This is a genomic window from Streptomyces sp. NPDC047085 (assembly GCF_040643735.1).
Lineage (GTDB): Bacteria > Actinomycetota > Actinomycetes > Streptomycetales > Streptomycetaceae > Streptomyces.
On sequence record NZ_JBEYUW010000001.1, the window covers coordinates 137,672 to 159,656 of the forward strand.

Annotated in this window: 13 protein-coding genes and 2 pseudogenes; 11 read left to right on the top strand and 4 right to left on the bottom strand. The window is 70.4% G+C overall.

Features of this window, described 5'->3' with window-relative positions; all coding sequences use genetic code 11:
- Nucleotides 1-144: 144 nt before the first annotated feature.
- The 9 genes and pseudogenes from ABZ865_RS00545 to ABZ865_RS00585 form a co-directional block, all read left to right on the top strand.
- The gene (locus tag ABZ865_RS00545) at nucleotides 145-1,353 is read left to right on the top strand and encodes a cytochrome P450 (RefSeq protein ID WP_361221962.1); all 1,209 of its coding nucleotides are present in this window, start codon (nucleotides 145-147) and stop codon (nucleotides 1,351-1,353) included.
- Between the two features lie 176 nt (nucleotides 1,354-1,529).
- Entirely contained in the window at nucleotides 1,530-2,492 is a 963-nt protein-coding gene (locus ABZ865_RS00550) for a diacylglycerol kinase family protein (protein WP_361221964.1), read from the top strand.
- 72 nt (nucleotides 2,493-2,564) lie between these two features.
- Nucleotides 2,565-2,933: a nuclear transport factor 2 family protein gene (locus tag ABZ865_RS00555; protein WP_361221966.1), complete on the top strand. Its 369-nt coding sequence runs from the start codon at nucleotides 2,565-2,567 to the stop codon at nucleotides 2,931-2,933.
- Between the two features lie 98 nt (nucleotides 2,934-3,031).
- Nucleotides 3,032-4,600, top strand: coding sequence for an MmgE/PrpD family protein (locus tag ABZ865_RS00560; protein WP_361221968.1), 1,569 nt, complete (start codon nucleotides 3,032-3,034; stop codon nucleotides 4,598-4,600).
- 631 nt (nucleotides 4,601-5,231) lie between these two features.
- Nucleotides 5,232-6,260: a LacI family DNA-binding transcriptional regulator gene (locus ABZ865_RS00565; RefSeq protein ID WP_361221970.1), complete on the top strand. Its 1,029-nt coding sequence runs from the start codon at nucleotides 5,232-5,234 to the stop codon at nucleotides 6,258-6,260.
- A 571-nt stretch (nucleotides 6,261-6,831) separates the two neighbouring features.
- Complete coding sequence (locus ABZ865_RS00570) at nucleotides 6,832-8,967, top strand: glycoside hydrolase family 6 protein (RefSeq protein WP_361221972.1); 2,136 nt, start codon at nucleotides 6,832-6,834, stop codon at nucleotides 8,965-8,967.
- Nucleotides 8,968-9,332: 365 nt separating this feature from the next.
- Complete coding sequence (locus tag ABZ865_RS00575) at nucleotides 9,333-12,134, top strand: glycoside hydrolase family 48 protein (RefSeq protein ID WP_361221973.1); 2,802 nt, start codon at nucleotides 9,333-9,335, stop codon at nucleotides 12,132-12,134.
- A gap of 55 nt (nucleotides 12,135-12,189) precedes the next feature.
- Nucleotides 12,190-12,954, top strand: a pseudogene (locus ABZ865_RS00580) (hypothetical protein); the annotation flags it as partial.
- Between the two features lie 30 nt (nucleotides 12,955-12,984).
- Nucleotides 12,985-13,752: pseudogene (locus tag ABZ865_RS00585) on the top strand (cellulose binding domain-containing protein); the annotation flags it as partial.
- A gap of 116 nt (nucleotides 13,753-13,868) precedes the next feature.
- Here the strand turns inward: ABZ865_RS00585 and ABZ865_RS00590 are convergent.
- From ABZ865_RS00590 to ABZ865_RS00605, 4 genes are all read right to left on the bottom strand, one after another.
- Entirely contained in the window at nucleotides 13,869-14,900 is a 1,032-nt protein-coding gene (locus ABZ865_RS00590) for a LacI family DNA-binding transcriptional regulator (protein ID WP_361221975.1), read from the bottom strand.
- Between the two features lie 76 nt (nucleotides 14,901-14,976).
- The gene (locus ABZ865_RS00595) at nucleotides 14,977-15,816 is read right to left on the bottom strand and encodes an ATP-binding cassette domain-containing protein (protein ID WP_361221977.1); all 840 of its coding nucleotides are present in this window, start codon (nucleotides 15,814-15,816) and stop codon (nucleotides 14,977-14,979) included.
- Nucleotides 15,813-16,808 carry an ABC transporter permease gene (locus ABZ865_RS00600; protein ID WP_361221980.1) on the bottom strand — a complete coding sequence of 332 codons (996 nt, stop codon included), beginning with the start codon at nucleotides 16,806-16,808 and terminating at the stop codon, nucleotides 15,813-15,815. The genes ABZ865_RS00595 and ABZ865_RS00600 overlap by 4 nt, the downstream gene beginning before the upstream one ends.
- 168 nt (nucleotides 16,809-16,976) lie before the next feature.
- Complete coding sequence (locus ABZ865_RS00605; protein ID WP_361221982.1) at nucleotides 16,977-17,993, bottom strand: sugar ABC transporter substrate-binding protein; 1,017 nt, start codon at nucleotides 17,991-17,993, stop codon at nucleotides 16,977-16,979.
- A gap of 245 nt (nucleotides 17,994-18,238) precedes the next feature.
- Between ABZ865_RS00605 and ABZ865_RS00610 the strand changes: the two genes are divergently transcribed.
- Both ABZ865_RS00610 and ABZ865_RS00615 read left to right on the top strand, forming a co-directional pair.
- The gene (locus tag ABZ865_RS00610; RefSeq protein ID WP_361221984.1) at nucleotides 18,239-19,201 is read left to right on the top strand and encodes a carbohydrate kinase; all 963 of its coding nucleotides are present in this window, start codon (nucleotides 18,239-18,241) and stop codon (nucleotides 19,199-19,201) included.
- Between the two features lie 220 nt (nucleotides 19,202-19,421).
- Complete coding sequence (locus ABZ865_RS00615) at nucleotides 19,422-21,980, top strand: GH32 C-terminal domain-containing protein (protein ID WP_361221986.1); 2,559 nt, start codon at nucleotides 19,422-19,424, stop codon at nucleotides 21,978-21,980.
- Nucleotides 21,981-21,985 lie beyond the last annotated feature (5 nt).

Below are 21,985 nucleotides of genomic sequence, written 5' to 3' on the forward strand. Positions count from 1 at the left end.
CGGCCCAGGCCGACATCCGGCCACCAACTCCCCGACGGGCGCCCGCGGTTCACGCGGGCGCCCGTCAGCGTCGTATCAGAAACCCGTCAACGGCGACCTCCACGATGGCTGCAACCGAAAGAACTCGGCCAACAGGAGGAATCGGTGACCGGAATATTGCCCTCCCCTACGGAGGAGCTCGCGGAGTGGCCCATGGCGCGTTCCTGCCCCTACTCGCCGCCCGACGCCTACGCCGAGCTGCGTCAGGGACCGCCGGTGAAGGTGCGCATCCGCACGGGCGAGGCCTGGCTCGTCACCCGCTACGAGGACGTGCGCCAGGTGCTGATGGACGAGGCCTTCAGCTCGGACGACACGCTGCCCGGCTTCCCGGTCCGCATCCAGCTCCCGCCCGCCCCGCGCGTGATGTCCTTCACTCGCATGGACGGCCCGGAGCACAACCGGCTGCGCCGCATGGTCATGCCGGAGTTCACCGCCCGGGCCACCCGCGCGCTGCGGCCCGAGGTCGAGGCCCTGGTGGAGCGGCTGCTCGACGAACTGGCCGCCGGGCCCCGCCCCGCCGACCTGGTCGCCCGGCTCTCGATGCGGCTGCCCTCCCTGGTGATCGCCCGGATGCTCGGCGTCCCGGAGGCCGACGAGGTCGACTTCGCCGAGCTGAGCCAGGAGGTCCTCTCCCAGGACGCCTCGCCGGAGGAGATCTACGCCGCGTTCGTGCGGATGACGGAGTACCTCGACCGGCTCATCACCGCCAAGCTGGCCGAGCCCGCCGACGACCTGCTGAGTCGGCTGGCCACCCAGTACCTGGCGACCGGCGAGCTGAGCCGCGAGGACCTCGTGGCGATGGCCCGGCTGCTGCTGGTCGCCGGCCACGAGACCACCGCCCACCAGCTCAGCCTCGGCGTGGCGAGCCTGCTGCGCCACCCCGAGCAACTGGCCGACCTGCGCCGCGACCCGGCGCTGTACGGGCAGGCCGTCGAGGAGATGCTGCGCTACTGGTCCATCACCCAGGACAACCAGGTCCGGGTCGCGGTCGCCGACGCGGAGGTGGGCGGCGCGCGCATGGCCCCGGGCGACGGCGTCATCCTCGCCTACCCGAGCGCCAACCACGACGAGGGCGTCTTCGCGGACGGCGCCCGCTTCGACATCCACCGCGAGGACTCCTTCCGGCACATCGCCTTCGGTTACGGCCGCCACCTATGCCCGGGCGCCCCGCTCGCCCGGATGGAGCTGGAGGTCTGCCTGCGGGCCCTGTTCGACCGCTTCCCCGGACTGCGTCTCGCGGACGTGCCCGAGCCGGTGCTGTTCCGTCAGAACACCATCAACTACGGCCTCACCGCGCTGCACGTGACCTGGTAGCGGCCCGCCCCACCCGGGCCCCCGAGGAGGGCCGTGCCCCACCACGGCCCCGCCCGGCGTCAGCCGCACGTCAGCTCCATGACAGCGCCCCCCGCGAGAGTGGGGAGTGCCGCGACGCCGGGGCGCCCATCCCGCCCGGTCTCTCCGGTGCCGTCCGACGAAGGAGTACGCCCGACATGGCAGACACCGCAGCCCCGGCTCCCACCCGGGCACTCGTCCTGGGCAACCCCGCATCCGGCAGCCACTCGCCCGAACTGGTCGAGGAAGTACGGCAGTTGTGCGCCTCGTACCTGGAGCGCACCGAGGTGCACCTGACCACCGGTCCGGGCGACGCCACGCTCGCCGTGCGCCGGGCCCTGCAGCGGTCCGCCGAGGCGTCCCCCGGGGCGCCCGACCTGATCGTCGTCATCGGCGGCGACGGCACGGTCCGCGAGGCCGTCCAGGGACTCGTGCCCGTCACCGGGAACGCCACCCTCGCGGTGGTGCCCGGCGGCACCGGCAACTCCGGCTACAAGATGCTGTGGGGCGACCGCCCCTGGAGCGAGTCCCTCAAGGCGATCCTGACCGACTACGGCATCGGCGGCAGCGCCCGGCTGCGCCGGCTGGACCTGGCCCGCCTCGCCGAGACCCGCAACTACGTGTATCTGGGCGCCTGTTCGGGCGTGATCGCGGACGCGCTGATCACCGCCCGGGACCTGCCGCTCACCGGCCGGGAGCGCTACGCCCGCGCCTTCGCCGACACGGCCGCCGGCTACGCGCCGTACCCGGGCCGGGTCACCGTCGACGGCCGGGTCGTGCACGAGGGCCCGACCGTCCTCGCCAACGTCGGCGGGGGCCGCTACCGGGGTGGCCGGTTCCTGGTGCTGCCGGACTCGCTGCTCGACGACGGCCTGCTGGACGTCTGCGTGATCGGCGGCGCGATCCCCGCGGCCGACGTGCCCGAACTGACGCTGAGCGCCGGGCACATGGACCATCCGGCCACCGTGTACGCGCGCGGCCGGCGCATCACCGTCGAGCGCACCGACGGCCGTCGGCTGCCGCTGGAGCACGACGGCGAGTACCAGCACGGCATCGGCGGCTCGGCCACCTTCGAGGTGCTCCCCGGAGCCCTCCCGGTCTGGGCGCCGGCCGGCCCCTGAAGCCCGTACCAAGCCACCTGTCCGAAGCAGTCCGAAGAAACAAGTCAGCACGTCACAGAGGAGATCGCCCGCATGAGCGACCTGACCACCACCGTCTCCCGCTACCTCGACATCTGGAACGAGGAGGACGCCGGCAAGCGTGCCACGGCCATCGCCGAGCTGTTCACCGCCGACGCGCCGTACATCGACCCGCTCGCCGCGGTCGAGGGCCACGAGGGCTTCGGGGCCGTGGTGGCCGGGGCCCGCGAGCAGTTCAAGGGCCTCTCCTTCGAGCTGCACGGCACCGTCGACGCCCACCACAACCAGGCCCGCTTCCAGTGGGGCCTGGTGACCGAGCCGGGTGCCGAGCCGATCGCCATCGGCTTCGACGTCCTGGTCACCGACGACCACGGCAAGATCAAGGCCGTCTACGGCTTCCTCGACAAGGTCCCGGCCGCCTGAGGCCGGCGACACCCGCGCGGGAGCACCGGGCCCCGGTGCTCCCGCAGCCGTGTTCACCCCTCACCGACGCACGCACGGCAAGGAAGGTAGCCGCCCCCATGACCGCTGTCCTCGGCGAGAGCGTCGCCCGGGCGCTGTGCGCCGACTGGGCCGACCAGGCGCACACCCTGCCCCGGGCCGCGCGCGGCCGTGCCCCCGCCGACACGCCGCTGCGCGAACTCTCCCACTGGGCGGCCGGGTTGCGCCCGCAGCACATCCCCTGCCGGGTGCTGAAGCTCGCCGCGAGCCAGGTGCTGTCGCAGATCGCCTCCATCCGGGCCGGTCTCCAGCACCCGCTGGGCAGAAAGCTGGTGGCCGCCTTCGGGCACCCCATGCAGCGCGATCCCCGCCAGGCCGCGGGCGTGTTCGCCGCGCTCGGCTCCTGGCTCAACCTCGACGACACCGCCTACGCCGGGCACCTGTCGAACTCCACGGTCGCGGTCCCGCTCGCCTTCGCCTACGCCCGCCGGCTGGACGGGCTCTCGCTGCTCACCGCGGTGGTCGCGGCCAACGAGTGCGCGGCCCGCATCACCGCCTCCGCGACCCTCGGCCCGCTGCGCGGCCAGAGCGCCGTGCACACCCATCTGGCCGGCGCGGTCGCGGGCCGCCTGCACTGCGACCGCGCTTCGGCGAGCCTCTTCGAGAACGCCTTCGGGCTGGCCTTCGCCATGCCCAACTGGCCGCTGATGCGCGCCTTCCTGGCCAGCGACGCCCGCCTGTTCAACACCTTCACGCCGGTGCGCACCGCGATGGACGCCTGCGACGCGGCGTACGCGGGGCTGCGCGGCGCGCCGGACATCATGGAGCACGGCGACGGCTTCCTGGCCCGGTTCGCGACCGTGCCGCTGCCGCAGGCGGTGGCGAAGGGACTGGGCCGCCGCTGGCACACCGACACGCTGTCGTTCAAGATGCATCCCGGCGGGCCCGGCATCGACGCGGCCGTGGACTGTGCCGCCGAGATCCACCGGGAACTCGGCGCGGTCCGGCCGCGGGACGTGGCCGAGGTGGTCGTCGAGGCCTCGCTGTACACGCTGTTCGCGGGGGAGCGGGCCGCCCAGTACGTCACCGGCCCCGGCTCCCCGCTGGGCGCGCTGGTCCTGGACGTGCCCTACCCGGTGGCCACCACGCTGCTCACCGGCGAGTTCTCGGTGGACGACTTCTCCTCGCCGCACCTCGACGACCCCGACCGCTGGGCACTGGCCCGGCGGATCCGGCTGGAGCACGACACCGAGATGACCCGGGAACTGTTCCTGTCCGACGCGCCGTTCGGCGAGGCCGTGCGCGAGGCGGGGGAGCTGGCCGTGCCGTGGCTGCGGGGCTTCGGCGGGGACGAACTCGTGGACCTGATCGGCGCGTTGCGGGCCGACGACCGGGACTTCTCCCGGTCCACCAAGGCCACCGGCGCGCGGGTCACCGTACGGCTGACGGACGGCCGTACGGTCTCCCGCTCCCGGCTGATCCCGGTCGGCGCGGCCGGGCCGGAGACCCGGGCGGGCCACGCCGACCTGGTGCGGGAGAAGTTCCTGTCGGCCGGCGGCGCCCAGGAGGTCGCCGACACCGTCGACCGGCTGCACCGGATGCGTCCGCGGGCGGTGCGCCGCTGGATCGAGACGGCGTTCCTGGACTGAAAGAAAGTGACGATCCAGCCGGTGGAGTGGTCGTTCGCGCGGCTCTCGATCACGTCGGCGGGGGTGCTGCCGAGCCGGTACCCCGGGCCGGCGCCGAGGGCGAATCCGCCGCTGTAGAGGTGCTGCATCGCGGGACATTCGTACTCGTGCGGCCGGCCCGGCGGGCAACGACCCGAACTTCCCGCACGACCGCAACCGGCGCCCGCACGGCCAGTCGAAGATGCGGGTCACGCACGCGATGACGTCGTAACAGGCCAGGCGCCCATCGCCAGTCAGCGACGACAACTTCGCCTCGGACGAGGTCACCCAGATCGTCGCGCTCGGCATCCGCTGAGAACCACGAAGGCACCGAGGCCCACCACAAGGCCGCCCCTTCGGTGGGCGCCCTCGGCGCGCTGGGCGACTCCGGCGTGCGGGTGGTGCCCATGGGGGTCCTCCGGAACGGCGGCGACGTGGGGGTAGTGCGGGCGCCGGTACAGCGGTATGTCCGAGATCCGACCTGGGAGCGCTCCCGCGGGAGCGCTCCCAGACGGCATACTGAAGGTCCACCGTTCCCGGGTGGGGTGTCAAGGGAACGAACGCGGTGAACCCGTCGACTGACGGTTCGTCGGCCTCGGTGAGGAAGGGCGCGATGGGTGGGGGAGGACGGCGCGGCGGCCGGCCGACGCTGGAGATGGTCGCCGCACGGGCCGGCGTCGGGCGGGGCACGGTCTCCCGTGTGGTCAACGGTGCCCCCCATGTGAGCCCCCAGGCGCGGGCCGCCGTGGAGCAGGCGATCGCCGAGCTGGGGTACGTGCCCAACCGCGCCGCCCGCGCACTCGCGGCGGACCGCACGGACACGATCGCCCTGGTCATCCCCGAGCCCGAGACCCGGCTCAGCGCCGAGCCGTTCTTCCTCGACATCGTCCGCGGAGTGAGCGCGGAACTCGGGCACACGGACATACAGTTGCTGCTCATGCTCATCCGCACCCCCCAGGAGCGCCGGCGGCTGGCCCAGCACCTGGAGGCCCGCAGGGTCGACGGAGTGCTGCTGGTGTCGGTGCACGAGGACGCGCCGCTGCCCGGCCTGCTGCAGCGGCTGGGGGTGCCGACCGTGCTGGGCGGGCGGCGGTCGGAACGGGAGTGGATGTCGTACGTCGACGCCGACAACGTCGGCGGCGCGCGGTCGGCGACGGAGCACCTGCTCGGGCGGGGGCGGCGGACCGTCGCCACCATCACCGGCCCGCTGGACATGTACGCCGCCCGCTGCCGGCTGGACGGCTACCTCCAGGCGATGGGCGCCGCGGGCCGCGGCGCCGACGAATCGCTCGTCGCCCGCGGCGACTTCACGGAGGAGGGCGGCCGCGCCGCCATGCGGGAGCTGCTGGAGCGGCACCCCGGCGTCGACGCCGTCTTCGCCGCGTCGGACGTCATGGCCAGCGGCGCCCTGCACGTCCTGCGCGAGGCGGGGCGGCGGGTGCCCGACGACGTGGCCCTGATCGGCTTCGACGACTCGATGGTCGCCCGGCACTCGGCTCCACCGCTCACCAGCGTCAGGCAGCCGACCGAGGAGATGGGCCGCACCATGACGCGGACGCTACTGGAGGAGCTCGACGCCCGGACCGCCGTCCGCAGGCACGTGGTGCTCTCCACGGACCTGGTGGTGCGCGAGTCCACCTGACGAGATGCCAGGAAGCTGCGGCCGTCTGCACCCTGTGCATGCTGTACGCCCTGTGGACTCGGGCGGGAGCGCGCCGAGTTCACCTTTCGAACGCTCCCTGGCCGGAGCCGCGCCACCCCCTGACCGCGTGACGGAGCCGGAGCGATAGGCGAAGCGCCCTCGGTCCAGGGCCGTCACCAGGCTGTTCGCCGACCGTGGCTCGCGTGAAGACCCTTCGTCAAAGGGTTCGGTGAACGAGCCGTTACAGCCAGTTCCGTCGAGTCTCTTCACAGCGGTGTCGCGAGTTGTTACTTTCCTCAGTCGTTGGGAGCGCTCCCACACCCCCAACCCAGTTTCAGATCAAAGAAGTTGCCCGAGCCGCAGCGTCACCCCGGCCGGCCTCCACCGGCCGATTCCCGCACAGGCACGACGTGCTCCGCCCGCGCTCTTCGCTCCCCTGCGCCGGACACCCCAGCGGTGGTCCGGCGCCCGGTCCGCACACCCGGGCCGGTGCGTCACGGCTCCACCCGCGCGTGGTGTCACGCAAGGCCACGCCACGCGTCACAACACCCCACGGAAGGAACCCTTGGTAATGAAGTTCCAACCCCCCTCAAGATCCCGGCTCAACCGTGGCCTCTCGGTGCTTTCGGCGCTCGCCCTGGGCTCGGCGCTGGCCGTGGCGCTCGCGCCGCAGTCCGCCGCTGCCGCCACCCGGGTCGACAACCCGTACGTGGGGGCGAAGGCGTACGTGAACCCGGAGTGGTCCGCGCACGCCGCCGCCGAGCCCGGCGGCAGCGCGATCGCCAACACGTCGACGGCGGTGTGGCTCGACCGCATCGCCGCCATCAACGGCGTCAACGGCGGCATGGGCCTCAAGGCCCACCTCGACAAGGCACTGGCCCAGGGCGCCAACCTGATCACGCTGGTGATCTACGACCTGCCCGGACGCGACTGCTCGGCCCTCGCCTCCAACGGCGAGCTGGGACCGAACGACATCGACAAGTACAAGACCCAGTACATCGACCCGATCGCCTCGATCCTGTCCGACGCGAAGTACGCGGACCTGCGGATCGCCACGGTCATCGAGCCCGACTCGCTGCCCAACCTGGTCACCAACGCCGGCGGCACCGCGGGCAGCACCGACGCCTGCGCGACCATGAAGGCCAACGGCAACTACGAGAAGGGCGTCAGCTACGCCCTCGACAAGCTGGGCGCCCTGTCGAACGTCTACAACTACATCGACGCCGGCCACCACGCCTGGCTGGGCTGGGACAGCAACCTCGACCCGTCCGTCCAGGAGTTCTACAAGGTCGCCACCACCAACGGCGCGAGCGTGAACGACGTGGCGGGCTTCATCACCAACACGGCCAACTACTCGGCGACGGTGGAGCCGAACTTCAAGGTCACCGACACGGTCAACGGCCAGACGGTGCGCCAGTCCAAGTGGATCGACTGGAACCAGTACGTGGACGAGCAGTCCTTCGCCCAGGCGCTGCGCGGCAAGCTCGTCGCGGCCGGGTTCAACTCCGGCCTCGGCATGCTGATCGACACCTCCCGCAACGGCTGGGGCGGTTCCGCCCGGCCGACCGGCCCCGGCCCCCTGACCTCGGTGGACAACTACGTCAACGGCGGCCGCATCGACCGCCGCTTCCACGCCGGCAACTGGTGCAACCAGAGCGGAGCCGGCCTCGGCGAACGGCCGACCGCGGCGCCCGCCGCCGGGATCGACGCCTACGTCTGGGTCAAGCCGCCGGGGGAGTCGGACGGGGCCAGCTCCGCCATCTCCAACGACGAGGGCAAGGGCTTCGACCAGATGTGCGACCCGAACTACGGGGGCAACGCACGCAACGGCAACAGCCCCACGGGCGCGCTGCCGAACTCGCCGCTGGCCGGGCACTGGTTCTCCGCCCAGTTCCAGCAGCTGCTGCAGAACGCCTACCCGCCCGTCTCGGGCGGCGGTGACCCCGGCACCCCGGACACCACCGCGCCGAGCGCGCCGACCGGTCTGACGGTCTCCGGCACCACGGACACCTCGGTGTCTCTGACATGGTCGGCGTCGACGGACAACGTGGGTGTCACCGGCTACGACGTGTACCGGGCGGGGACGAAGGTAGGCAGCACCGCCTCGACGTCCTTCACCGACACCGGTCTCACCGCCTCCACCGCGTACTCGTACACGGTCAAGGCGAAGGACGCGGCGGGGAACGTGTCGGCGGCCTCGGCCGCGGTGACGGCGACGACGCAGTCCGGCGGCGGCCCCGGTCCCGGCACCGGGACGTTCAAGGTGCAGTACAAGAACAACGACTCCGCTCCGGGTGACAACCAGATCAAGCCCGGTCTGCAGGTGGTGAACACCGGTAGTACGGCGCTGGATCTGTCGAAGGTGACCTTGCGCTACTACTTCACGGGCGAGGCCGGCGCGAGCACGTACGGCACGTGGGTGGACTACGCGGCGCTGGGCTCGTCGAACATCACCACGAAGGTGGTGGCCATGTCCTCGCCGAAGGCGGGCGCCGACCACTACCTGGAGATCGGCTTCACCACCGGCGCCGGATCCCTCGCCGCGGGCAAGGCGAGCGGCGACATCCAGACGCGGCTGAACAAGACCGACTGGTCGAACTTCAACGAGGCCGACGACTACAGCCGCGGCACCAACACCGCCTACGCCGACACCACCAAGATGACGGTGTACGTGAACGGCACCCTCGTCAACGGCACCGAGCCCTGACAGGCCCCTCGGGTGCGGGGAGCCACGCGCACGCCCCCGCACCCGAGGCATCCATGCCTACGCCCCCACGAACACGCCCCCACGCCCGGGGCCCCCACGAACACGCCCCCACGCCCGGGGCCCCCACGAACACGCCCCCACGCCCGGGGCCCCCACGAACACGCCCCCACGCCCCACTTCCCCGTACCCGGGGCCCCACGAAGCAACCCGGCCGCACCTCCCTGCCCCGCTCCGCCCCGCTCCGGGCCGCGGCCGGGTCCCGGAGCACGGCGCCGTCCGTACCAGGTGGCGTCGTGTCCGGAGCCCCCTCACTCCCCACCGGACGGCACATCCGGAGGACCCCCCGATCCCTTCGAGGAGAAGACATGTCCACCCCCATGTCCCGCAGACGGTTCGCGGCCGCGATCGGCGGCGCCGTACTCGGGGCGGCAGTCTCGCCCACCCTCGCCAAAGCGGCCACTCCTGCCACGGCCGCCACCGGCTCCACCGCCCCCACGGCCGCCGCGGACGACCCGTACACCACGGCCTTCCTCACCCAGTACAACAAGATCAAGAATCCGGCGAACGGCTACTTCAGCCCCCAGGGCATCCCCTTCCACTGCGTGGAGACGCTGATCGTCGAGGCTCCGGATCACGGCCACCAGACCACATCGGAGGCGTTCAGCTACTGGTTCTGGCTGGAGGCCACCTACGGCCGGGTGACCGCCGACTGGACGCCGTTCAACAACGCGTGGGCCACGGCCGAGAAGTACATCATCCCCACCCACAACGATCAGCCGAGCAACGGCTCCTACAACCCCGGCGCCCCGGCCACGTACGCCCCGGAGTGGCCGGAGGTCAACAAGTACCCCTCCGCGCTGGACGGCACGGTGTCCGTCGGCCAGGACCCGCTCGCGAGCGAGCTGAACTCGGCCTACGGCACGCCGGATGTCTACGGGATGCACTGGCTGCTGGACGTGGACAACGTCTACGGCTACGGCAACACGCCGGGCACCGGAGCGGAGAACGGCCCCACGGCGACCGGACCGTCCTACATCAACAGCTACCAGCGCGGCGCGCAGGAATCGGTGTGGGAGACCATCCCGCAACCGACCACCGACCTGTTCAAGTACGGCGGGCCGAACGGCTACCTCGACCTGTTCGTCAAGGACAGCAGCTACGCCAAGCAGTGGAAGTACACCAACGCCCCCGACGCCGACGCCCGCGCGGTACAGGCGGCCTACTGGGCGTACCGGTGGGCCTCGGCCCAGGGCAACGCGTCGGCGGTCTCCGCGTCGGTGGCCAAGGCCGCCAGGATGGGCGACTATCTGCGGTACTCGCTGTTCGACAAGTACTTCAAGAAGGTCGGCAACTGCACCGACCCGCACTCCTGCTCGGCCGCCTCCGGGCGGGACTCCGCGCACTACCTGCTGTCGTGGTACTACGCCTGGGGCGGCGCGGAGCCGGGCGGCGGCTGGGCCTGGCGGATCGGGGACAGCGCCGCGCAGCAGGGCTACCAGAACCCGCTCGCCGCCTGGGCGCTGGCGACCGTGCCCAGCCTGACCCCGAAGTCGCCGACCGCCCAGAGCGACTGGTCGAAGAGCCTGCAGCGGCAGCTGGAGTTCTTCCAGTGGCTGCAGTCCGCGGAGGGCGCGATCGCGGGTGGCGCCACCAACAGCTGGGACGGGCAGTACGGCACCCCGCCGGCCGGTGACACGACCTTCTACGGCATGGCCTACGACTGGCAGCCGGTCTTCCACGACCCGCCGAGCAACAACTGGTTCGGCTTCCAGTGCTGGTCGATGGAACGGTTCGCGGAGTACTACTACGTGTCCGGGAACGCCACCGCCAAGACGATCCTGGACAAATGGGTGCGGTGGGCCGCCTCCAAGACCACAGTCACCGCCACCGACTTCAAGATCCCGGCCAACCTGAGCTGGACCGGGCAGCCCAACACCTGGGTGAGCGGTTCGCCGGGTACCAACGCCAACCTGCACGTGTCGGTCGTGGACTACGGCAACGACGTCGGGGTGGCCGCCGCCTACGTCAAGACGCTGACGTACTACGCGGCGAAGTCCGGCGACACCGCCTCCGCCGACCTCGCCAAGAAGCTCCTGGACGTGATGGCGACCTTCGCCGACACCAAGGGCATCTCGACGCCGGAGACCCGGACCGACTACAACCGCTTCGACGACCCGGTGTACGTGCCGCCCGGCTGGTCGGGAAAGATGCCCAACGGCGATCCGGTCAACGCCAACTCCACCTTCCTCTCCATCCGTTCGTGGTACAAGAACGACCCGGACTGGCCCAAGGTCCAGAAGTACCTGGACGGCGGGGCCGCGCCCACCTTCACCTACCACCGCTTCTGGGCCCAGGCCGACATCGCCATGGCCTACGCCGTCTACGCCGAACTCATCGTCGGCGGCGGCACGAACCCCGGCGACACCACACCGCCGACCGCCCCGAAGAACCTGGCGGTGTCGGCGACCACGGACACGAGCGTGACCCTGACGTGGACGGCGTCGACCGACGACGTGGGCGTGGCGGGCTACGACGTCTACCGGGACGGAGCCCTGACCGGCAGCGCGGCCACCACGACCTTCACCGACTCCGGCCTCAAGGCGTCGACGACGTACTCGTACACGGTGAAGGCGAAAGACGCGGCCGGGAACGTGTCGGCGGCCTCGGCCGCGGTGACGGCCACCACCCAGGCCGGCGGCGGCACCGGCACCGGGGCGTTCAAGGTGCAGTACAAGAACAACGACTCCGCCGCGGGTGACAACCAGATCAAGCCCGGTCTGCAGGTGGTCAACACCGGTACCTCGGCGCTGGATCTGTCGAAGGTGACCTTGCGCTACTACTTCACGGGCGAGGCCGGCGCGAGCACGTACGGCACGTGGGTGGACTACGCGGCGCTGGGCTCGTCGAACATCACCACGAAGGTGGTGGCGATGTCGTCGCCGAAGGCGGGCGCCGATCACTATCTGGAGGTCGGCTTCACGTCCGCTGCCGGATCCCTCGCCGCCGGCAGGTCGACGGGCGACATCCAGACGCGGCTGAACAAGACCGACTGGTCGAACTTCAACGAGGCCGACGACTACAGCCGCGGCACCAACACCGCCTACGCCGACAGCACCAAGGTGACGGGCTACGTCAACGGCACCCTCGCGTGGGGCACCGAGCCCTGATCCCCCTGGCACGCCTGATCGCCGAGATCTCCAGGGAAGAAAGGACACGACACGCATGCTGCGATCATGGAGACGCCTGCGCGCGGCCGCATGGGCGGGCACGGCGGCCGCCCTGCTGCTCGGGTCACTCGCCGTGGGCACACAGCCGGCCTCCGCCGCGACGACGACGGACTGCACCCAGTGGGGGACGACGTCCCTGCAGGGCGGGGAGTACATCTACCAGCAGAACGAATGGAACTCGACGCTCACGCAGTGCGCGAGCATCGACGACGCGACGGGGGCGTGGTCCGTCACCCAGGCCAATTTCAACACGGGCACCAACGGGGCGCCGGCCACCTACCCCTCGACGTACAAAGGCTGTCACTGGGGCGTGTGCACCACCGGCAGCGGACTGCCGATCAAGGTCAGTGACCTCGGCAGCGCGACCAGCTCCTGGTCCACGACCCAACCGGATTCGGGCGCCTACGACGTCGCGTACGACCTCTGGTTCAACTCGACTCCGACCACGGACGACCAGCCGGACGGCACGGAGGTGATGATCTGGCTCAACCACCGTGGCGGCGTGCAGCCGTTCGGCGGCAAGACCGGGACGGCCGCTGTCGCCGGCAAGTCCTGGGATGTGTGGACCGGCAACCAGACGTCCTGGAAGATCATCTCCTACGTCCTCCAGGGCGGCGGCACCTCCTTCACCGACCTCGACGTCAAGGCCCTGATCGACGACGCCGTGGCGCGTGGCTCCATCAACCCGGCGCACTACCTGATCGACGCCGAGGCCGGATTCGAGATCTGGCAGGGCGGCCAGGGCCTGGCCACGAAGAGCTTCTCGTTCTCGGCGAGCCCCAAGGGCCCGGGTGGCGGTACGCCGGACACCTCTGCTCCGACCGTGCCCACGGGTGTGACGGTCTCGGGCACGACGGACTCGTCGGTGTCGTTGAGCTGGTCGGCGTCGACGGACAACGTGGGTGTCACCGGCTACAACGTGTACCGGGCGGGGACGAAGGTGGGCAGCACCGCCTCGACGTCCTTCACCGACACCGGTCTCACCGCCTCCACCGCGTACTCGTACACGGTCAAGGCGAAGGACGCGGCCGGCAACGTCTCGGCTGCCTCGGCCGCGGTGACGGCGACGACGCAGTCCAGCGGCGGCCCCGGTCCCGGCACCGGGACGTTCAAGGTGCAGTACAAGAACAACGACTCCGCCGCGGGCGACAACCAGATCAAGCCGGGCCTGCGGCTGGTGAACACCGGTAGTACGGCGCTGGACCTGTCGAAAGTGACCCTGCGCTACTACTTCACGGGCGAGGCCGGCGCGAGCACCTACAGCACCTGGGTGGACTACGCGGCGCTGGGCTCGTCGAACATCACCACGAAGGTGGTGGCGATGTCGTCGCCGAAGGCGGGCGCCGACCACTACCTGGAGATCGGCTTCACCACCGGCGCCGGAAGCCTGGCCCCGGGTGCGTCGACGGGTGACATCCAGACCCGGTTCAACAAGACCGACTGGTCGAACTTCAACGAGGCCGACGACTACAGCCACGGCACCAACACCGCCTACGCCGACACCACCAAGCTGACCGCGTACGTCAACGGCACCCTCACCGTCGGCACCGAACCCTGACCCCTGCTCGCAGGACTGGAAAACCCCCCGCACGGCCCGGGGCGGGGCAGAGCTCCGGCTCACCCCGCCCCGGTAGCCACTGACTGCACGAGGGTCGATGTCCGGCAGGACGAGGGTCATGCCTCCCGCGTACTGGGCGCGGGCTGTTCTCCCGAACCCCGGACGATCAGCCGCGTGGGCACCGTAAGGGTGCGAGCCCGGGAGCGGTCGCCGTCGAGGCGGACCAGAGCGGTGGTCGCGGCACTGCGACCGATTTCCTCGGGGTCCTGGGCGACGACGGTCAGGGCCGGTTCCAGCGCCTCGGCGAGCGATACGTCGTCGAAGGCGACGACGGCCACGTCCTTGCGCTTGCTGCGGGTGAGTTCGGCGACGATTCCCAGCGCCATGATGTTGTTGCCGGCGAACAGGGCCGTGGGCGGATCGGCCAGGTCGAGCAGGGTCGAGGTCGCGGCCTCGGCGCCCCGCTGGTCGTGTGCGCTCGCGACCAGCGAGCGGTCGTAGGGAAGGCCGGCCTCCTGCAGGGCCTCGCGGTATCCGGCGAAGCGTTCACGGCGGGTGTACAGCTTGACGGGCAGGTCTCCGACGAAGCCGATGCGTCGGTGGCCGTGGGCGATCAAATGGGCGACACCTTCACGGGCCCCCGCGCGGTTGGAGCTGACGATGCTGTCCGTGGACAGGCCGACGCCGGGCCGGTCGAGGAAGACCACGGGAAGCCCCGCCGCGCGGTGGGGCTTGAGGTGGGAGTGGTCGGCGCCGATGGACGGCACGACGATCAGGATGCTGACGCGCCGGGCGAGGAACTTGTCCGTCAGGGCGCGTTCCCGGTCGGCGTCGTCCGCGGAGGAGCCCATGAGCAGAGTCAGTCCGCGGTCGCGGACGGTGTCCTCGATGGCGCGGGCCACGGCCCCGAAGAAGGGGTTGGCGAGGTCGGGGATGACCAGGCCGACGGTGGTGTCGGGGCCGCCGACGCGGATGTTGCGTGCCATGAGATTCGGCTGGAAGCCGAGCTTCGCCACTGCGGCGAGCACCTGCTTCCTGGTCTCCGCCGAGACGGGTCCGTCCTCGTTGAGGACGCGGGAGACCGTCTTGGCGCTGACGCCGACTTCTTGCGCGACGTCGGCCAGGGTGGGGCGGCGCTTCGCTGCCATGGAGGAAACCGTCTCCTGTGAGCCCTCGGATCCGGCCGCGGCCTCGGCCGGAAACCGCGAGAGCTGGGTCGTGTCGTCAGATGGCCTGGACTCCGGCGGCCTTCGCGGCGTCCGAATCCGCTACGACAGTACCTCCGGCCTCGTCGAGGGTGAGCGCCCCGGTCATGATGGCCACGACCTCGGCCATGGAGTAGTCCGAGGGCTTGATCAGGGCCGCCCGCCTGCCCAGCCGGTGGACGTGGATCCGGTCGGCTATCTCGAAGACGTGGGGCATGTTGTGGCTGATCAGGACGACCGGCATGCCCTTGTCGCGGACCCGGCGGATGAGATCGAGGACCTGGCCGGACTCCTTGACGCCAAGGGCGGCGGTGGGCTCGTCCATGACGACGACGGAGCGGGCCCAGGCGACGGAGCGGGCGACCGCCACAGCCTGTCGCTGGCCGCCGGACAAGGTCTCGACCGGCTGGGTGAGCGACCTGAGGCCGATCTTCAGGTCGGCCATGTGCTCGGCGGCCTCCTGGCGCATGCGCTTCTTGTCGAGCATGCGGAAGACGCTGCCGAGGACGCCGGGGCGGCGCAGTTCGCGGCCGAGGAACACGTTGGAGGCGATGTCCATGGAGGCGGCCACGGCGAGGTCCTGGTAGACCGTCTCGATGCCGTGGGCACGCGCGCTCTGCGGACCGGAGAACTGGATGACCTCGCCATTGAGGCGGATCTCGCCCGCGTCGGGGACCAGCGCACCGGTGAGCGCCTTGATGAGGCTGGTCTTGCCGGCGCCGTTGTCGCCGATGACGGCCAGGACCTCGCCGGGCATCAGGTCGAAGTCGGCGCCGTCGATGGCGGTGACATGGCCGTAGCGCTTGACCAGACCACGGGCCTGCAGGACGGGCGTGAGGGAGGTGGTGGCGGTCGTCATCGGGCCTTCTTCCGGGAGATCTGGTCGACGGTCACCGCGAGGATCACCAGGACGCCGGTGATCAGGGTCTGGTAGATGGAAGCGACGCCCATCAGCTGCAGGCCGTTGCGGAAGATGCCGACGATGAGGACGCCGATGAAGGTGCCCAGGACCGATCCGCGGCCGCCGAAGAGGCTGGTGCCGCCGAGGACCACGGCGGTGATGCTGTCGAGGTTGTCGGTCTGGCCGGCCTGTGGGTCGCCGACTCCGGTGCGGGAGATGAGCAACAGGGCGGCGATGCCGTAGAGCAGGCCGGCCACGGTGTAGATGCCGATGGTCAGGCGGGAGGTGCGGATGCCGTTCAGCCGTGCCGCCTCCTGGCTGTTGCCCAGGGCGTAGACGTGTCGGCCCCAACTGGTGCTGCTCAGCGCGTAGGCGAGGAGGAGGAACAGGGCGATCGTGACCAGCGAGCCATACGTGATGTCGGTGTGGCCGAGCGGGAAGGTCTCACCGAGAGCGGTCAGCGGGCCGGGCAGGTTCGTGACGGTCTGCTCCTCGGAGTAGATGTGGGTCAGCGCGAACGCCACGTTGAGCATGCCGAGGGTCACGATGAACGGCGGCAGCGGGATCTTCTGCACCAGCAGCCCGTTGAGCAGGCCGAAGCCCGCGCAGACGGCCAGGCCCAGTGCGATGGCGACGAGCGGGGGCAGGGTGCCCTCGGCCGCCATCTTGGCGATCACGATGCTGCCGAACGCCATCACGGCTCCGCACGACAGGTCGATGCCCGCCGTGAGGATGATCAGGGTCTGTCCGATGGCGAGAGTGCCGACGACCATGACCTGCTGCACGATCAGGGAGAGGTTCCCGCCGGTGAGGAACTGGTCGGTCGAGACGGAGAAGAAGACGCAGGCGAGGAGGAGGGCGACCAGGGGGCCCGTGGTCGGTGCCGTGAGCAGTCTGCGGGCCGTGGTCGGTGCTTTGAGCTCCGCGTAGGGCGTGGTCGTGGCTGTCATGGAGATTCCTTGTCGGAAGACATCGGAAGACGGATGTCCTTGTCGGAGGGCGAGGACAGACGTCCCCGTCGCCAGGGCGAGGGGGCGGCCGTCCCTGGTCGGGGAGACGGGCCGACCGCCCCGCCGAGAGCCTGTGGGGAGTCGCTGTGTCGTACGGTCCCGGGGGCGTCAGCCCCAGCAGTTCTCCAGGCCGTAGGCGGTGTCCTTGGACGTGACCCCCGCCTGCGCCTTGTCGGTGATCAGGGTGACGCCGGTGTCGGTGTAACCCGACGCCTTCTTGCCGTCCTTGGCATAGGTGACGACGGCCTTGACGCCTTCGGCAGCCATCTTCAGCGGGTACTGCTGTGAAGTCGCGGCGATCTTCCCGTCCTTGACCGCCTGGGTGCCGGTGCAGCCGCCGTCGACCGAGACGATCAGGACGTCCTTCTCACGCCCCTTGGCCTTCAGCGCGGTGTACGCGCCCAGGGCGGCCGGCTCGTTGATGGTGTAGACGAGGTTGACGTCCGGTTCCTTCTGCAGACAGTTCTCCATCGCCGTCTGGCCCTTGGCCTGGTCGCCATTGGTGTCCTGGGCGCAGACGACGTCCTTGTCGGTGGCGCCGAAGCCCTTCAGGAAACCGTTGTGCCGCTGCACGCCCACGGAGACGCCCGGCGCGAGGTCGAGGGTGGCTATCTTCGCCGTCCTGCCCTTCATGGCGGCCTTGGCGTACTCGCCGATCAGCTCGCCGGCGTGGAGGTTGTCGGTGGCGAAGAGGGCGTCGACCGCGCTCTGCGGCTCGGTCGGGGTGTCCAGGGCGATGACCAGGACACCCTTGGCGCGGGCCTTCTGGATCGCGGGCACGATCGCCTTGGAGTCGCTCGGGGTGATCAGGATGCCCTTCACGCCCGCGGCGACCATGTTCTCGATGGCGGTGACCTGACCGGCGTTGTCACCGTCGAACTTGCCTGCGGCGGTCATCAGTTGGACGCCGTCCTCCTTGGCGGACTTCTCCGCGCCCTCCTTCATCTTCACGAAGAACGGGTTGGTGTCGGTCTTGGTGATCAGACCGACCTTGACCTTGCCCGATCCGGCGCTCGACGTGCCCGATCCGGATCCGGATCCACAAGCGGTCAGGGTGAGGGCGGCGATGCCCGTGCACGCGGCGGCTCTGAGCAAGGAGGAGGGCAGACGAGAGATGCGTGACATGAACGACTCCAGCGGGATTGCGGGCGAGCGGCGGGCATCGGGCCATGCGGTCCGGGGTGTCATCGTTGACTTATGTCATCGTTGACACTGCTTGGCGAGGATGATGGACTCCGCCTCCAGGCAACGTCAATGCCTTACGCCTGTCACAAATCGGCAACGCCCGTGGCCGTCGCCCGCCCGAAGCCGTTCCGCGACTGCCCGCAACGTGCCCGTTCAGCCCGTGCGTTCCAAGAAAAGAGCAGCCCATGAGCCCGCGTCAGATCACCGTCCTGGGAGAGTGCGTCGCCGACGCCTTCACCGAACCCGCAAGCGCCGCGAACGAACTCGCACTTCGGGTACTGCCGGGCGGCGGACCCGCGAACACGGCGGTGGCCCTGGCTCGGCTGGGCACCCCCGCCCGCTTCCTGGCCCGCTTGTCCGGCGACGTGTTCGGCCGGCTGTTCCGGGACCGTCTCGAGGCGTCCGGCGTCGACCTGTCGTACGCCGTCGCGGCCGCCGAGCCCAGCACGCTGGCCGTGGCGGAGCTGGACGCCCAGGGGCGGGCCGCGTTCTCGTTCCACGCGCAGAACACGGCCGACTGGCAGTGGACTCCGCAGGAGCTGGCGAGGGTGGATCTGTCCGACACCGCCTGTGTGCACACCGGGTCCCTGGCACTCGTCCGTGAGCCCGGCGGAGCCGTGGTGGAGGACTTCCTGGCGGCGGCCGCCCCACGGGCCACCGTCAGCATCGATCCCAACGTCCGGCCGCTGCTGGTGCGCCTCGACGCCTACCGAGACCGGCTGGCGCACTGGTGCGGGCTCGCCGACATCCTCCGGCTCAGTGAGGACGACCTGGAACTTCTCCTGCCGGGCACCCCGCCCGAGCAGGCGTGCGACACGTGGCACGCCGCGGGAGCGCGGCTCGTCGTGGTCACGCTCGGTACGGACGGTGCCCTGGCCTCACTCGACGGTGAACGCCTGCGGGTGCCGGCGGTGGCCACGCGGGTCGTCGACACGGTCGGCGCGGGGGACTCCTTCACCGCCGGGCTGCTGCACCACCTCGGCGCCCGCGGGCTCCTGGGCGGCCGGCTGACCGGTCTCGGCCTCGACGAGGTCGCGGAAGCCTGCCTGTTCGCCGCTCGGGTCGCGGCCCTGACCTGTTCGGTTGCCGGCCCCAACCCGCCGTGGCAGCGCGATCTGGTGCAACTCGCGACCGCCGAAGGCGCCTGACGCACAGTCGGCCACGCCGGGCGATCACGCTCGCACCCGTTGACGCGTCGGCCGGACTGCGCTCATCATCGGGGCACTCGATGTCATCGATGACACAAGTCAACGATGACACCCCGGTCGGCGGCGTGGACGACGATGCCGGCCAGGGCGTCCCTTTCCGGTCGGTCCACCCCGGGCCACAGGCCTGGCGGCGTGGACGGCCGCAGCACAGGAGACACTCATGAGCTCGAGACGCATATCCCGGCATGCCCGCGTGCGGACGATCGCGACGGTGGCGACCGTCTGCGCCCTGTCCGCCGCGCCTCTCGCCCCCCGGGCCGTCGCCGCCGACAGCGACCCGCCGTACACCGAGACCTACCGCCCCCAGTTCCACTTCACTCCGGAGAAGAACTGGATGAACGACCCCAACGGACTCGTGTACTACAAGGGCGAGTACCACCTCTTCTACCAGTACAACCCGGGCGGCAACTCATGGGGCGACATGTCCTGGGGGCACGCGGTGAGCGAGGACCTCGTGCACTGGAAGCAGTTGCCGCTCGCCCTGTCGTACGACGACCAGGAGATGGTCTTCTCCGGCAGTGCCGTCGTCGACTGGGACAACACCACCGGCTTCGGCAGCGAGACGAATCCCCCCATGGTGGCGGTGTACACCAGCTACGACAAGGCCACCGGCAAGCAGGCCCAGGCCCTCGCTTACAGCACCGACCGCGGCAGAACGTGGACCAAGTACCAGGGCAATCCCGTCATCGACATCGGCTCCACCGACTTCCGCGACCCCAAGGTCCAGTGGTACGCCCCCACCAGGAGCTGGCTGATGACGGTGTCGCTGTCCACCGGGCACAAGGTGCGGTTCTACTCGTCGAAGAACCTCAAGGACTGGACGCTGCTCAGCGACTTCGGACCGTCCGGCGCGACGGGCGGCGTGTGGGAGTGCCCCGACCTGTTCCCGCTCGCGGTCGACGGGGACAAGAAGAAGATCAAGTGGGTTCTCGTCGTCAACGTCAACCCCGGTGGCATCGCGGGCGGTTCGGCCGCCCAGTACTTCATCGGCGACTTCGACGGCACGAGGTTCACCGCGGAGGACAAGGGCACCTACACGCCGCCCGCCGGCACGGTCGTACAGGACTTCGAGGGCACCGACTTCGGTTCGTGGACGACCACCGGCACCGCGTTCGGCCAGGCACCCGCAGCCGGGGCGCTGGACGGCCAGGGTACCGTCGACGGCTTCGACGGCAAGGGCCTCGCCAACAGCTTCCACTCCGGTGACGGCACCACCGGCACTCTGACCTCGCCCGAGTTCACCGTCGACAGCGAGTACCTGAACTTCAAGGTCGGCGGCGGTCGGCACCCGCACATGGACGGCACCGTTCCGGAGCAGGGACCCCCGCCCGCGGGCACGGTCCTCGCCGATTTCGAAGGCGGCACCTACGGCGACTGGACGACGACCGGCGACGCCTTCGGCACCGCACCGGCCACCGGCACCCTGCCCGACCAGCAGGAGGTCTCCGGCTTCCTGGGCGGCGGCCTGGTCAACAGCTACCTCGGCGGCGACTCCACCACGGGCACCCTGACCTCGCCCGAGTTCACCCTCGACAAGGACTACGTGAACTTCCTCGTCGGCGGCGGCAACCACCCCGCCGGTTCCGACACCCCGACCGCCGTCGAGCTCATCGTCGACGGCACGGTGGTCCGCAGCGCCACCGGCCAGGACGCCGAGGCACTCAACTGGGCCTCGTGGGACGTCAAGGACCTCGCCGGCAAGAAGGCGCAGATCAGGATCGTCGACGACAACACCGGCGGCTGGGGCCACATCAACGTCGACCAGATCATGCTGTCCGACACCCAGGCCCGGCCCATGTCCCAGGAGACGTCCGTCAACCTCCTCGTCGACGGAAAGGTCGTCCGCAGCGCCACCGGCTCCAACAGCGAGACCATGGACTGGGCCTCCTTCGACATGCGCCCCTACCTCGGCAAGAAGGCCCAGGTCCAGCTCGTCGACATGAACACCGCGGGCTGGGGCCACATCCTCGCCGACACGTTCACCGCCGCCGACACCCCCGCGAAGTCCGTCCTGCAGCGCGCCGACTGGGCCGACCACGGCAAGGACTACTACGCGGCCGTGTCCTGGGAGAACGTCCCGGACGGCAAGCGGTACATGATCGGCTGGATGAACAACTGGGACTACGCCGGCTCCATCCCCACCTCCCCCTGGCGCGGCGCGCAGAGCATCCCCCGGGAGATGGCCCTGCGCACGATCGACGGCCGCATCCGGCTGACCAGCAAGCCGGTGAACAGCGTGGCGTCCCTGCGTCAGGACCCGGCCTCCACGACCGGGATCACCGTCACGAACACGTCGGAGCCCCTGACCGGCGCCGCCGCGGGCAAGGCACTCGACATCGAGGCCACCTTCGCCCTCAAGGACGCCGAACGCTTCGGCCTCAAGGTGCGCACCGGAGCCGGGGGAGAGGAGACCGTCATCGGCTACGACACCACGACGCAGGAGCTGTACGTCGACCGCACCCACTCCGGCGCCGTGGACTTCAACAACAGCTTCCCCGGTGTCCAGACCGCGCCGCTGAAGGCCGACAACGGCAAGGTGAAGCTGCGGATACTCGTCGACTGGTCGTCCGTCGAGGTCTTCGGCGGCAGCGGCGAGGCCGTGATCACCGACCAGATCTTCCCCGACCCCGCCGGCCAGGGAGTGCGGGTCTTCGCCGAGAACGGCTCGGTGAGGCTGGACAAGGCCGTCGTCTGGCACCTCGATTCCGCGCACACCTGACAAGG